This window comes from Variovorax sp. W2I14, from assembly GCF_050435205.1.
Taxonomy (GTDB): domain Bacteria; phylum Pseudomonadota; class Gammaproteobacteria; order Burkholderiales; family Burkholderiaceae_C; genus Variovorax; species Variovorax paradoxus_C.
Genome location: NZ_JBNDJX010000001.1, coordinates 5,517,356 through 5,529,919, shown reverse-complemented (window position 1 = coordinate 5,529,919; position 12,564 = coordinate 5,517,356). Strand labels below are relative to the sequence as shown.

General features: G+C 66.1%; 12 protein-coding genes. All 12 read left to right on the top strand.

The window, feature by feature from the left end; translation table 11 throughout:
* Positions 1–114 precede the first annotated feature (114 nt).
* The 12 genes from QF040_RS25815 to QF040_RS25760 all read left to right on the top strand — a co-directional run bounded on the left by QF040_RS25815 (position 115) and on the right by QF040_RS25760 (position 12,563).
* Positions 115–882, top strand: a complete 768-nt coding sequence (locus QF040_RS25815; RefSeq protein ID WP_429613383.1) for a basic amino acid ABC transporter substrate-binding protein — start codon at positions 115–117, stop codon at positions 880–882.
* A gap of 84 nt (positions 883–966) precedes the next feature.
* The gene (locus QF040_RS25810; RefSeq protein ID WP_013544193.1) at positions 967–1,737 is read left to right on the top strand and encodes an amino acid ABC transporter permease; all 771 of its coding nucleotides are present in this window, start codon (positions 967–969) and stop codon (positions 1,735–1,737) included.
* A 31-nt stretch (positions 1,738–1,768) separates the two neighbouring features.
* Complete coding sequence (locus QF040_RS25805) at positions 1,769–3,394, top strand: MFS transporter (protein ID WP_429613382.1); 1,626 nt, start codon at positions 1,769–1,771, stop codon at positions 3,392–3,394.
* Between the two features lie 141 nt (positions 3,395–3,535).
* Positions 3,536–4,270, top strand: coding sequence for a hypothetical protein (locus QF040_RS25800; RefSeq protein WP_429613381.1), 735 nt, complete (start codon positions 3,536–3,538; stop codon positions 4,268–4,270).
* A 21-nt stretch (positions 4,271–4,291) separates the two neighbouring features.
* Positions 4,292–5,455, top strand: a complete 1,164-nt coding sequence (locus tag QF040_RS25795) for an MFS transporter (protein WP_429613380.1) — start codon at positions 4,292–4,294, stop codon at positions 5,453–5,455.
* 153 nt (positions 5,456–5,608) lie between these two features.
* Positions 5,609–6,430 carry a creatininase family protein gene (locus tag QF040_RS25790; protein WP_429613379.1) on the top strand — a complete coding sequence of 274 codons (822 nt, stop codon included), beginning with the start codon at positions 5,609–5,611 and terminating at the stop codon, positions 6,428–6,430.
* Positions 6,431–6,441: 11 nt separating this feature from the next.
* A complete protein-coding gene (locus tag QF040_RS25785) occupies positions 6,442–7,245 on the top strand; it encodes an ABC transporter ATP-binding protein (protein ID WP_013544196.1) in 804 nt (267 codons plus the stop codon).
* Positions 7,223–8,104, top strand: coding sequence for an ABC transporter permease (locus QF040_RS25780; protein ID WP_429613378.1), 882 nt, complete (start codon positions 7,223–7,225; stop codon positions 8,102–8,104). The genes QF040_RS25785 and QF040_RS25780 overlap by 23 nt, the downstream gene beginning before the upstream one ends.
* Positions 8,105–8,233: 129 nt before the next feature.
* Entirely contained in the window at positions 8,234–9,616 is a 1,383-nt protein-coding gene (locus tag QF040_RS25775; RefSeq protein WP_429613377.1) for an FAD-binding oxidoreductase, read from the top strand.
* Positions 9,617–9,672: 56 nt separating this feature from the next.
* Entirely contained in the window at positions 9,673–10,701 is a 1,029-nt protein-coding gene (locus tag QF040_RS25770) for an ABC transporter substrate-binding protein (RefSeq protein WP_429613376.1), read from the top strand.
* 140 nt (positions 10,702–10,841) lie between these two features.
* The gene (locus QF040_RS25765) at positions 10,842–11,432 is read left to right on the top strand and encodes an NAD(P)H-dependent oxidoreductase (RefSeq protein ID WP_013544200.1); all 591 of its coding nucleotides are present in this window, start codon (positions 10,842–10,844) and stop codon (positions 11,430–11,432) included.
* Between the two features lie 162 nt (positions 11,433–11,594).
* A complete protein-coding gene (locus tag QF040_RS25760) occupies positions 11,595–12,563 on the top strand; it encodes a PDR/VanB family oxidoreductase (RefSeq protein WP_307511609.1) in 969 nt (322 codons plus the stop codon).
* The last annotated feature ends 1 nt before the right edge of the window (position 12,564 follow it).

Sequence of the window (12,564 nt, the reverse complement as noted above, 5' to 3'; positions counted from 1 at the left end):
TCACATTCCGCTTTGCAGAGCGGTGCGAAAGGGCGCCCGATAGCGCCAGCCTAAAATCCTCGCCCACCACACATACGCATACCGCCGCGCCCCGCGGACACAGAGGACCCTCGAATGAACCCCATCCGCCGCGCACTGGCCCTCGGCCTTGCTGGCCTTGCCGCCGCCACGCTCGCCTTCGGCGCCCAGGCGCAGAACCGCGAACTCACCGTCGCCTCCAGCGCCACCTACGCTCCCTTCGCGTTCGAGAACAAGGACAAGCAGATCGTCGGCTTCGACATCGACATCATCAACGCCATCGCCAAGCAGCAGGGCCTGAAGATCAAGGTGGTCAACACGCCGTTCACCGGCATCTTCGGCGCGCTGAACAACGGCGACGTCGACCTGGTGATCTCGGGCGTGACCATCAACGACAAGCGCAAGCAGAGCTACGACTTCACGCCGCCCTACTTCGCCGCGCGCCAACTGATCGCGCTGCCGAAGAACAGCACGGTCGCGTCGCTGAAGGACCTCGCGGGCAAGAAGATCGCCGTGGTGAGCGCCTCCACCGCCGACGACATCGCCTCGCGCGAATTCGGCAAGACCAGCCCCAACATCCGCCGCTTCGAGAGCACGCCGCTCATCATTTCGGAGCTGGCCGGCGGCGGCGTCGATGCGGCCATGGGCGACAACGGCGTCATTGCCTACCGCGTGGCACAGCATGCGGACCTCAAGACACTGGACGACAAGTCCTTCCCCGAAGAGGGCTTCGGCATCGTGGTGAAGAAGGGCGACAAGGTGCTGCTCGACAAGCTCAGCGCGGGCCTGGCGGCCATTCGTGCGGACGGCAGCTACGTCACGATCTACAAGAAGTGGTTCAACAAGGACCCGAACGTGCGCTGAGCCGCACGGCACCTGTGACCCGATCACGGCCGCCCTCGAAGCGGCCGTTTGTTTTTTGAGAGTGATGACGCGAAGGCGATGAATATGGAACAACCGATCCTCCTGTTTGGATGGTTCCGCTGGGACATCCTGGTCGAATACAAGGACCTGTTCTGGCAAGGCGCATGGATGACGCTGCGCATGACGGTGGTGTGCGTGCTGCTGGGTTCGAGCTGGGGCCTCTGCCTTGCGCTCGCTCGCCTCGCGCAGCCTCGCCATGCGCCGTGGACCTGGATCGCGCGCTTCTTTTTGCGCTGGCCGGCCACGGTGTACGTGAGCTTCTTCCGGGGCACGCCGCTGTTCGTGCAGATCCTCTTGATCCACTTCGCGGTGATGCCGGTGTTCATCCATCCGACGAGTGGCATCCTGATCGATGGCGAACTCGCGCGCACCTTGAAGCAGGAGCACGGCGCGCTCATCTCGGGCGTGGTGGCGCTCACGCTCAACTCGGCGGCGTACATCTCGGAGGTGTTCCGCGCGGGCATCCAGTCGATCTCGCGCGGGCAGTTCGATGCGGGCCGCTCGATCGGTTTCTCGCCCGCGCAGGTGATGCGCTACGTGGTGCTGCCGCAGGCGTTTCGCCGGATGCTGCCGCCGCTGGGCAACAACGCGATCGCGCTCTTGAAAGACACATCGCTGGTCTCCGCCATCGGCCTGGCCGAGCTGGCCTATGCGGCGCGCACCGTGGCTGGGGCCTATGCGCGCTACTGGGAGCCGTACCTCGCGATCTCGGTCATCTACTGGGTGATGACGCTGGTGCTGACGACGATGCTGAGAAGACTCGAACACCGCCTCGCACGCAGCGACCGGGGCTGACGCCAAAAAGCGCGCGCCACAATAGCGCCACATGCCACCGATAACGACCGAAGAGACACCCCTGCCGCCCACGCGGCCGCAACCCTCGAAGTTCGCGGCCCTCGAGCCGCTGAAGCTCCCCGTGTTCCGCATGCTGTGGAGCACCTGGCTCATCGCCAACATCTGCATGTGGATGAACGATGTGGCCGCGGCGTGGATGATGACCTCGCTGACCACCTCGCCGATCTGGGTCGCGCTGGTGCAGTCGGCCTCCACGCTGCCCGTCTTCCTCCTGGGCCTTCCGAGCGGCGCGCTGGCCGACATCCTCGATCGCCGGCGCTGGCTGGTGGCCACGCAGTTCTGGCTGGCCGGCACGGCCATCGTGCTGTGCGCGGCACTGGCGCTCGACCTCATGACCGCGCCGCTGCTGCTCGCCCTCACCTTCGCCAACGGCATCGGCCTGGCGCTGCGCTGGCCGGTGTTCTCGGCCATCGTGCCGGAGCTCGTGCCGCGTCCGCAGCTCCCGGCTGCGCTCGGCCTGAACGGCATCGCGATGAACGCCTCGCGCATCATCGGGCCGCTCACGGCCGGCATGCTGATTGCGAGCGCGGGGACCATCTGGGTGTTCGCGCTCAACGCGGTGCTGTCGGTGGCCTCGGGCTTCGTGGTGCTGCGCTGGCGGCGCGAGCACACGCCCAATCCGCTGGGGCGCGAGAAGCTCATCAGTGCGATGCGCGTGGGCGTGCAGTTCGTGCGGCAGTCGCAGCGCATGCGGGCGGTGCTGACGCGCATCTCGATCTTCTTCTTTCACTCGACGGCGCTGCTCGCACTGCTGCCGCTGCTCGCGCGCAACCTCAAGGGTGGCGATGCGGGCACCTTCACGCTGCTGCTGGCCGCGATGGGCATGGGCGCGATCATCGCGGTGCTGTTTTTGCCGCGGCTGCGCCAGGCCTTGGGGCGCGACCAGTTGGTGCTGCGCGGCACGCTGCTGCAGTCGGGCGCGACGGCGGTGATGGCCTTCGCGCCCAACGCCTGGGTCGCGGTGCCGGCGATGTTCTTCGGCGGCATGGCGTGGATCACGGTGGCCAATTCGCTCTCGGTGTCGGCGCAGCTCGCGCTGCCCGACTGGGTGCGGGCGCGCGGCATGTCGATGTACCAGATGGCGATCATGGGCGCGAGCGCGATCGGTGCGGCCATCTGGGGCCAGGTGGCGACCATGACGGCGCTGAACCTGAGCCTGGCGGTGGCTGCGGTGAGCGGCACGCTGCTGATGCTCATCGCCCTGCGCTTCGTGACCGACGTCACCGGCGAAGACGACACCAGCCCCGCCGAAGCCGGCTGGGCCGCGGGGCCACCGGCCGAGGCGCCGCAGGAAGAAGGGCGCGTGGTGATCACGGTCGAGTACCTCATCGAGCCGGCGCGTGCCGCCGCCTTCCATATCGTCATGCAGCAGACGCGCCGCGCGCGCCTGAGCCAGGGCGCGATCGGCTGGGAGCTGCTGCACGACATCGCGCAGCCCAGCCGCTACGTGGAGCAGATCGTGGATGAATCGTGGACCGATCACCTGCGCCGCTTCAACCGCGCGACGGCCAGCGACATGGTGCTGCGGGAGCGGCGGCTGGCCTTTCACATCGGCGAGTCGCCGCCTGTGGTAACGCGGTACGTGGTGCGGCGCTGAATGTTGCCATTCCTTAACCACGCGAAACAAGACCAAGACCTCGTGAATTAAGTCCGGGGCCATCTGAGTGGTGTGAGAAGCAAGTCACCCAATGCGCGCTTTGGCTGCCGATGATCTGCAAGACACAACACAGGGGGATCCATGACACAGACACATCAGGTGCTGGCAACAGACATCGTTTCCGATATCGATGCGCGCATAGAAAATCTGCTCGCACTTATGTCGGAGCATGATTTCGAAGGACTCAAGTCCGTGTTGAGCCAGCGCTTCGGCCTCGAGTATTTCGAGATCGACGCTCATCCGAACCATATCAAGACCATCATCACGGGCAAGAAGGTCATTTTTTCGAAAGCGGTATCTTCCGCTTCGCGTGCCTTCATGGTCCTGCACAGTCTTGGGCACTACTACTTCATTTGCGAAGCAAAGCGCAAGAACATCGAGCGATACGCTTACATATACGATTCACGCGGCGTCCAGGCGGCCCTTCACTACTACGAGACGGAGGGCAAACCCAACGGCCTCGACCAGCCACCCGAGATGACTGAGCAACGCCGCAAGGATCGTGTGTCTTTCGAGGTCGGCGCGAACAATTTCGCAATCGACATGTTGTCGAGCATCGGCATCTCGGGCGGTGCCCAGATCATTCAGAACTATCAGGCCGGCGATATCAACTACATCCTCGATGTCTCCCGTGGCGGCAAGCACGCAATCACGCCCACAGATCGCGACTATCTGGAGAAATATGTCTGCTCCGGGTTGACGATCGACCCAGGTGACGCCTGCGACGACGGCGTCTATGACCGTAAATCGTTCGATATCGAGGCGATCGACTGGCAGTACATCGCGGATATCAAACTCGAGATCCACTTCTTCTGACAAGCAGGCGGCCAGCAGTCCATGACGCTCCAACAAACCGCAACGCTCTTCAGTTGCCTTTTCCTCATCGGGTCGGCAGAGGTTCTGGCAGGACCAATGATGGGCGCCATGAGCGCCGACTTCGGCGTTCGCTCCAGCGCCATCGCCTACCTGCCCGCCGCCTATGGCCTGAGCTACGGCGCGGTGGCGCTTGTGGCGGGGCCGCTGTCGGACCGGTGGGGGCGCAGGCGGCCGCTGCTGGCAGGCTTGCTGGGTTTCGCGCTGCTGAGCGCCGCGATCCCGAGTGCGCCCCACCTGCTGGCGGCCATCGTGCTGTCGGCGCTGGCCGGCGTGTGCGCGGCCGTGGTGCAGCCCAACTCGCTGGCGCTGGTGGCCGACGAATCGCCGCCCGCAGAGGTGGGCCGGCGCCTGGGCCAGGTGTTCATCGGGCTGATGCTGGCCTTCGTTCTCACGCCGGTGCTGGCGGGACGGCTGGCGGACACCTGGGGATGGCGCTCGGCCTACTACGCGATGGCGGTTCTCGCCGTGCTGGCCGCGCTGGCGGTGGCGCGCAACTTCACCGACCGCGTGCCGACCGCGCATGCGCACATGGACTTCCTGGCCACGCACTGCGAAGCCCTGAAGACGCCGGGCGCGCGCCGCCGGCTCCTGGCCAGTTACCTCTGGCTGGGCTGGGTCGCCGGCTTCGGAGCGGTCGTGGCGGAGGTCGCGTCGCGCAAGCTCGCGCTGTCGCCCACCGACACCGGCCTGCTGGCCGGCTTCTACGGCCTCGCGGTGATCGCGGGCAACCTCGCGAGCGGCACGCTGCAGCGCGTATTCGGCGAAGCGGCGCTGCCGGGCGCGGCGCTGGTCGCGGCCGTGGGCCTGCTCGGCTTCATGCTGCCGGTCGGCTCGATGACGCAACTGGCGCTGCTCGGGCTGCCGTGGGCCTTCGGCTACGGCTGCGCCGGCCCCTTGCACCACGCGCGGCTGAGCGCCTTGTCGGAGCGCTGCCGGGGCACCATCAACTCGTACCACGCGAGCTTGCTGAACCTGGGCATCTTCTCGGTCTCGTTCGCGCTGGGCACGATCGCCCCGCGCTTCTCGATGGCCGTGTTCTGCGGCCTCGCCGGCGTGGTCACACTGCTCGGCGCTTGCCTGCTGCTGCCCTGGCCGGGCCGCAAGGCGCGGACCGCGGCGGCCTGAAGAAGCGGGCGCGCTGCCATTGACCAGTTGATCTGGTTTGGGTGGCCTTCTCGGGCGAATTCCCAAGCGTACGGGTAATTGCGGAGCTACTTTTTTTGACCGATCGGATGATTTAGGCCATCATCCGGCCGTCGCGTCACGAGGTACACCCCGATGAATCCGCCCACACTGCGCAGCCGCTTCTGGTCCGACCTGACCAGCGAAGAGTTCTCCCGCCTCGACCGCGAACGGCTCATCGCCGTGCTGCCGGTGGGTGCCACCGAGCAGCACGGTCCGCACCTGCCGATGTCGACCGATACCGCCACCATCGACGGCATGGTGCGCGCCACGCTCCCGCACCTGCCCGACGACCTGCCGGTGCTGTTTCTTCCCACCGTGCCCTATGGCAAGAGCAACGAGCACTCGCGCTACCCGGGCACGCTCACCGTGTCGGCGAACACGTTGATCTCGCTGTGGAAGGACATCGGCGCCTGCGTCGCGAAGGCCGGCGTGCGCAAGCTGGTGCTCTACAACAGCCACGGCGGCCAGATGAGCGTGATGGACATCGTGGCGCGCGACCTGCGCGAAGAGCACGACATGATGGTCGTCGCCGCCAACTGGTACACGCTGGGCCTGCCCGAGGGACTCTTCACCGCGCACGAAGGCAAGCACGGCATCCATGCGGGCGACCTCGAAAGCTCGGTGATGCTGCACCTCACGCCCGACTACGTGCGCCGCGACCAGTTCCAGAACTTCAGTTCGATGACCGAGCAGCTGGCCGAAGAAAACAGGTTCCTGTCGATCACTCCCAGCGGCAAGCTCGGCTGGCAGATGCACGACATCAACCCCTCGGGCGCGGCCGGCGATGCCACGCGCGCCACCGCCGAGAAGGGCGCCGCGGTGCTCGATCACGTGGGCCGCCGCTTCGTCGAACTGCTGCATGAGGTGGACCGCTTCCCGCTGTCCCGCCTCGCCAACGAACCCGCCTGGCGCTAGGCTCGCCCACCATGGAAAGCACCACGCCATCCACGACCCCGCCGCTGGTCAGCCTGCGCCATGTCAGCAAGCGATTCGCCAACGGCACGCTCGCGCTGCAGGGCATGACGCTCGACATCGGCGAGCACGACTTCATCAGTTTTCTCGGCCCTTCGGGCTGCGGCAAGAGCACGGCGTTGCGGCTCATCGCGGGCCTCACGCGGCTCAGTTCGGGCGAGATGCAATGGTCCGGCGCCAACACCGGCAAGACGCAGAGCGACCGCGACCTGGGCTTCGTGTTCCAGGAGCCCACGCTCATGCCCTGGGCCAAGGTGTTCGACAACGTCTGGCTGCCGCTCAAGCTGGCAGGTCAGAGCCGCGACGCGGCGGCGCCCGTGGTGCAGCAGGTGCTGGAGATGGTCGGCCTCTCGCGCTTTGCCGACGTGTACCCGCGCGAGCTTTCGGGCGGCATGAAGATGCGTGTGTCGATTGCGCGCGCACTGGTCACGCACCCGCGCCTGCTGCTGATGGACGAGCCCTTCGCCGCGCTCGACGAAATGACGCGCATCAAACTCAACAACGACCTGCTCGCCATCTGGCGCGAGCACCGCTTCTCGGTGGTGTTCGTCACGCACAGCGTGTACGAGTCGGTGTATCTCTCGAACCGCATCGTGGTGATGGCCGCGCGACCGGGCCGCGTGATCGACGAGATCCGCATCGAGGAGCCCTATCCGCGTGGCGAAGAGTTCCGCACCTCGAGCCGCTACAACGCGCACTGCACGGCGGTGTCGCAATCCCTGCACGGAGCCCTGCATGGCGTCGACATCGATCACTGAACCCGTGGCCCTCGCGGACGTGGACGCGGCGCCCTCCGAGGCGTCGCTGCGCGTGCATGAAGACAAGCTGCGCCGGCGCGAATCGCTGCTTCGCATCGTGGTGCCCGCGGCCATCGTGATGTTGCTGCTGCTCATGTGGGAATGGACGGTGCGCGCCAACAACATCCCGCACTACATCCTGCCCGCGCCCTCGCTCATCCTGAAGACGCTGTTCGACAACTGGGACACGCTCTCCAGCGCGCTGTGGTTCACGGTGAAGCTCACGCTGCTCGCACTGCTGGCGGCCATCGTCGGCGGCGTGCTGCTGGCGATCGCGTTCGCGCTCTTCAAGTGGGTGGAGATCGGCCTCTTCCCCATCGCGGTGATCCTGCAGGTGACGCCGATCATCGCGATCGCGCCGCTGATCCTGATCTATGTGTCGAGCACCACTGCGGCGCTGTTGCTGTGCGCGTGGATCGTGGCGTTCTTCCCGATCCTGTCGAACACCGTCATCGGCTTGAAGAGCGCCGACAGCAACCTGCGCGACCTGTTCCAGCTCTACAAGGCCTCGCCCTGGCAGACCTTCCGTTATCTGCTCGCGCCGAGTGCGCTGCCGTACTTCATGGCAGGTTTGAAGATCGCGGGCGGGCTGAGCCTGATCGGCGCGGTGGTGGCGGAGTTCACCGCCGGCACGGCGGGCAAGGAGACGGGCCTGGCCTCGCGCATTCTCGAGTCGAGCTTCCGCACCGAGATCCCGATGATGTTCGCGGCGCTGCTGCTGGTGTCGTTGCTCGGCATCGTGATCTTCATCGTGTTCGCCGCCCTCTCGCGCATGGTGCTTGGCCACTGGCATGAAAGCGAAATGCGCCGTGAAAGGTAATTGGCTCGCCCCCAGGCTTCGCGCACTTCGTGTCGCTTCTCCAACCCCCTACCGGGGGCAACACCTGAGGCCCGGCAAAGCCGGTTCCTCGGTGTTCCCTTGCAATGCGATCCCGCGAGCAGAGCCCCGATGATCTTTGAACGACCGTTCACCACAGACGTCGACTGGGACGCCGTGCGCGAAGACCTGCGCGGCCTCAACCTCGTCACCGCACCGAGCCAGCGCAAGCAGCTGTCGAAAGACTTCTACTGGTACAGCCCCATCCTCACCGCGCAGCTCGCGGGCTGCGTGGCCGACCTCGTGGTGAAGGTCAGCACCGAGGACGACGTGCGCCAGGCGGCGGCAGTCGCCGCGAAGTGGAAGCTGCCGCTCACCGTGCGCGCGGGCGGCACCGGCAACTACGGCCAGTGCGTGCCACTCGAAGGCGGCATCGTGCTCGACGTGACGCAGATGTGCCGCGTGCTCGACATCCAGGACGGCCGCATGCGCGTGGAGGCCGGCGCGCGCATGCACGACATCGACCTCGCCGCGCGCGAGACCGGGCAGGCGCTGCGCATGTGGCCCTCGACCTGGCATGTGGCCAGCATCGGCGGCTTCATCGCGGGCGGCTTCGGCGGCATCGGATCGTTTCGCCACGGCATCCTGCGCGACCCCGGCAACCTGCTGCGCGCGCGTGTGATGACGGTGGAGCGCGAGCCGCGAGTCATCGAGTTGCACGGCGACGAGATCCAGCAGGTGCACCATGCCTACGGCACCAACGGCGTGATCCTCGATGTCGAAGTAGCGCTGAGCCCGGCGGTCGAATGGGTGCACTGCACGGTGCTGTTCGAGACGTACCGCGGTGCGCTCGACTTCGGCATCGCAGCGCAGACGCCGACGCTCGACATCTTCCTGCTCTCGACGGTGGAAGCCCGCTTCTCGCCGTACTACACGGCAATGCGCGACCGCTTCCCGATCGACCGGCATGCGGTCTTCACCATGGTCTCGCCCGAATCGATGGCCGAGTTCCGCGCGCTGGCCGATGCGCACGGCGGCACGATCTCCGTCGCGGGCACCGAGGCCGAGCTGCTGGCCGACGGCTTGCCGCCTGCCTACGAGTGCGCCTTCAACCACACGACGCTGCAAGCGCTGAAGGCCGACCGGGGCTGGACCTATCTGCAGGTCGCGTATGCGCAACCGTTCGACCCGTCGGTGGTCGAGCGCCATCTGCAAATCTTCGGCGACGACGTGCTCCAGCACCAGGACTTCGCGCGCGCGGGCGGCGAGTGCGGCACCTTCGGCATCCTGCTCGTGCGCTGGAAGGGCGAGGCCCACCAGTACGAGGTGATCCGCGAGATCGAGTCGCAGGGCGGCTGCCAGATCTTCAACCCGCACGTGGTCACCATCGAGGACGGCGGCATGAAGACCATCGACACGCAGCAGATCGAATTCAAGAAGCGCAGCGACCCGATGGGTTTGATGAACCCCGGAAAAACGCGCGGCTGGACGCCCGAGATGGCCGTCGAGCGCTGAAAAGATTTAGTCTCCGCATCCCGTACTTTCCAAAACCTCCACAGGAGTCCGTCCCCATGCGCATCCCCGCCTTCCACCTCCGCCCATTGGCCTTCGGCCTGGCGCTGACAGCAGCCGCCTTCGCCGTGCAGGCGCAGGAAAAAGTGGTGTTCGCCACCAACTGGAAAGCGCAGGCCGGCCACGGCGGCTTCTATCAGGCGCTGGTGGATGGCACCTACAAGAAGTACGGCCTCGATGTCGACATCCAGCAAGGCGGGCCGATGGTCAACAACCGGCCGATGCTGCCGGCCGGCAAGGTCGATTTCCTCATGACCGGCAACCTGCTGCAGTCCTTCGACAACGTGAAGAACGGCGTGCCCACCGTGGTGGTCGCGGCCTTCTTCCAGAAGGATCCGCAGGCCATGTTCGCGCACCCGGGCCAGGGCTTCGACACCTTCAAGGACATGACCAAGGCGCCCGTGGCCTTCATCGGCAAGGACGGCCAGTTCAGCTTCTGGCAGTGGATGAAGTCGGAGCACGGCTTCAAGGATTCGCAGCTCAAGCCCTACACCTTCAACGTCGGCCCGTTCCTCGCGGACAAGAAGTCGATCCAGCAGGGCTATGCCATCTCGGAGCCGCTGTCGATCAAGGCGCAGGCCGGTTTCGATCCGGTGGTGCAACTGCTGGCCGACAACGGCTTCTCGACCTACTCGACCACCATCGAGACGCGCGCGGACCTCATCAAGACCAAGCCCGAGACGGTACGCAAGTTCGTCGAGGCCTCGATCATCGGCTGGAACAACTACCTCTACGGCGACAACAAGGCCGCCAACGAGATGATCGCCAAGATCAACCCCGATTCGCCCGTGGCCGCGTTGCAGGGCTCCATCGAGCTGATCAAGAAGATGGGCATCGTGGACAGCGGCGATTCGCTCACCAAGGGCATCGGCGCGATGGACGAAGCCCGCGTGAAGGACTTCTACGACAAGATGGTCAAGGCCGGTCTCTACAAGACGGGCGAGGTCGACCTGTCGAAGGTCGTGACCACGCAGTTCGTGAACAAGGGCGTCGGTGTCGACGTTCGCAAGAAGCTCACCGGCAAGTAATTCGTTCAGTTTTTCCCGTGGGTCGCGCGGGGCTTGCGCCGGGGTCAGATGCCGGCGCCTGGGTTGCCATAAGGCACCGCGCGGCCTTTTGTTCCTTGGGCTCTGACCCCGTCTCGCCGACAGGCGATGCGGCCCTCCACATGAAAACGCTAGTCGTCCACTGCCATCCGAACCCTGACAGCTTCAACCACGCGCTCTACCGCACCGCCCTCGAAGCGCTCGAACAGCGGCATACCGTCCGCGCCATCGACCTCTACGCCGAGGGCTTCGATCCGACGCTCACCCGCGAAGAGCGCATCGCCTACATCGACAACCCCGACCTCATCCGCGAACGTGTGAAGCCACATGTCGAAGCGCTGCTGTGGGCCGAACACCTGGTGTTCGTGTTCCCCATCTGGTTCTACGGGCCGCCGTCGATGCTCAAGGGCTGGCTGGAGCGGGTCTGGCTGCCGGGCGTGGCCTTCCTGCCGGCCGAGCGCAAGGGCCAGCTCACGAAGTCGGGCATGCGCCACATCCGGCGGCTCACGGTGGTGACCACGGGCGGCTCGCCGCGCTGGTTCCTGAAGGTGATCGGCGACCCCTGCCGGCGGTTGTTCACGCGGGGCCTGCGCGCGCTGTTCGCGTGGCGCTGCAAGGTGACGTGGCTGCAGCTGCACGACATGAACGCCGTCACCGAGCGCGACCGCACGCATTTCATCGAGCGCGTTTCGCGGACGTTGCAAGCGCTCTAGAAAAATTCGATCCGAGCGAGAGCAACAAATGCCAACCACCGTTCGGGCTGAGCTTGTCGAAGCCTGCGTCCATTGGGCACAACCCTTCGACAAGCTCAGGGCGAACGGCGGGAAGGTTCAGGGCGAAAGGAATCGCTCAATGAACATAGAAAGGAAAACACCATGAGCCTCGAACGCACGCTGACCGTCCGCGTCGAACGCATCTCGCGCGAGACGCCGGAGATCCTGGCCTTCGAGCTGGCGCATCCGTGGGGGCGCGCGCTGCCGGGGTACGAGGCCGGCGCGCACATCGATGTGCACATGCCCGGCGGGTTCTCGCGCCAGTACTCGCTGGCCCGCTGGTCGGGTGCGCCGTCGAATGCGCCTTCGTACGTGATCGGCGTGAAGCGCGAGCTTGCGAGCCGCGGCGGATCGGCCTCGATGCACGAGCGGGTGCGCGAGGGCGACCTGATCGCGATCAGCACGCCGCGCAATACCTTTCCGCTGCGCGAAGAAGCCGCGCACCATCTGCTGATGGCAGGTGGCATCGGCATGACGCCGCTCCTCGCGATGGCGCAGGCGCTCGCGGCGCGCGGCGCATCGTTCACGCTCTGCGTGTTCGCGCGCAGCGAAGAGCACCTGGCGTTTGCCGATGCGCTGCGCGACCCCGCGCTCGCGCCGCATCTGCGTCTGCACCTCGACCAGGGCGATGCCTCGCAGCGCATCGACCTGCAGGCGCTGCTGGCCGATCGCGCGCCCGACACGCACCTCTACGTCTGCGGCCCCGGCGGCTTCATGAAGGCGGTGCGCGACGCGGCCGCGCACTGGCCCGAAGACGCGCTGCACACCGAGTACTTCGCCGCGCCGACCGATGCCAACACGACCACCGGCCTGCCCTTCACGCTGAAGCTCGCGCAGCGCGGCATCACGGTGCCGGTCGCGGCGGACCAGACAGCGGTCGATGCGCTGCATGAAGTGGGCATCGACATCCCCGTGTCCTGCCAGCAGGGCCTGTGCGGCACCTGCGTGGTCGAAGGCGACGGCGAGGCCGCCGAGCACCGCGACTTCTGCCTCACCGGCACCGAGCGGCGCAGCAAGGTGGCGCTGTGCTGCTCGCGCGCCAAGGGCCTCGAACTGGTGCTGCAACTGTGAG

What these genes read in the sequence shown, in the direction of transcription:
- QF040_RS25775 (WP_429613377.1), top strand. Translation starts at nt 8,234, where the DNA reads ATGATCTTTGAACGACCGTTCACCACAGACGTCGACTGGGACGCCGTG.
- QF040_RS25760 (WP_307511609.1), top strand. Translation starts at nt 11,595, where the DNA reads ATGAGCCTCGAACGCACGCTGACCGTCCGCGTCGAACGCATCTCGCGC.
- QF040_RS25815 (WP_429613383.1), top strand. Translation starts at nt 115, where the DNA reads ATGAACCCCATCCGCCGCGCACTGGCCCTCGGCCTTGCTGGCCTTGCC.
- QF040_RS25785 (WP_013544196.1), top strand. Translation starts at nt 6,442, where the DNA reads ATGGAAAGCACCACGCCATCCACGACCCCGCCGCTGGTCAGCCTGCGC.
- QF040_RS25780 (WP_429613378.1), top strand. Translation starts at nt 7,223, where the DNA reads ATGGCGTCGACATCGATCACTGAACCCGTGGCCCTCGCGGACGTGGAC.
- QF040_RS25810 (WP_013544193.1), top strand. Translation starts at nt 967, where the DNA reads ATGGAACAACCGATCCTCCTGTTTGGATGGTTCCGCTGGGACATCCTG.
- QF040_RS25795 (WP_429613380.1), top strand. Translation starts at nt 4,292, where the DNA reads ATGACGCTCCAACAAACCGCAACGCTCTTCAGTTGCCTTTTCCTCATC.
- QF040_RS25805 (WP_429613382.1), top strand. Translation starts at nt 1,769, where the DNA reads ATGCCACCGATAACGACCGAAGAGACACCCCTGCCGCCCACGCGGCCG.
- QF040_RS25800 (WP_429613381.1), top strand. Translation starts at nt 3,536, where the DNA reads ATGACACAGACACATCAGGTGCTGGCAACAGACATCGTTTCCGATATC.
- QF040_RS25790 (WP_429613379.1), top strand. Translation starts at nt 5,609, where the DNA reads ATGAATCCGCCCACACTGCGCAGCCGCTTCTGGTCCGACCTGACCAGC.
- QF040_RS25770 (WP_429613376.1), top strand. Translation starts at nt 9,673, where the DNA reads ATGCGCATCCCCGCCTTCCACCTCCGCCCATTGGCCTTCGGCCTGGCG.
- QF040_RS25765 (WP_013544200.1), top strand. Translation starts at nt 10,842, where the DNA reads ATGAAAACGCTAGTCGTCCACTGCCATCCGAACCCTGACAGCTTCAAC.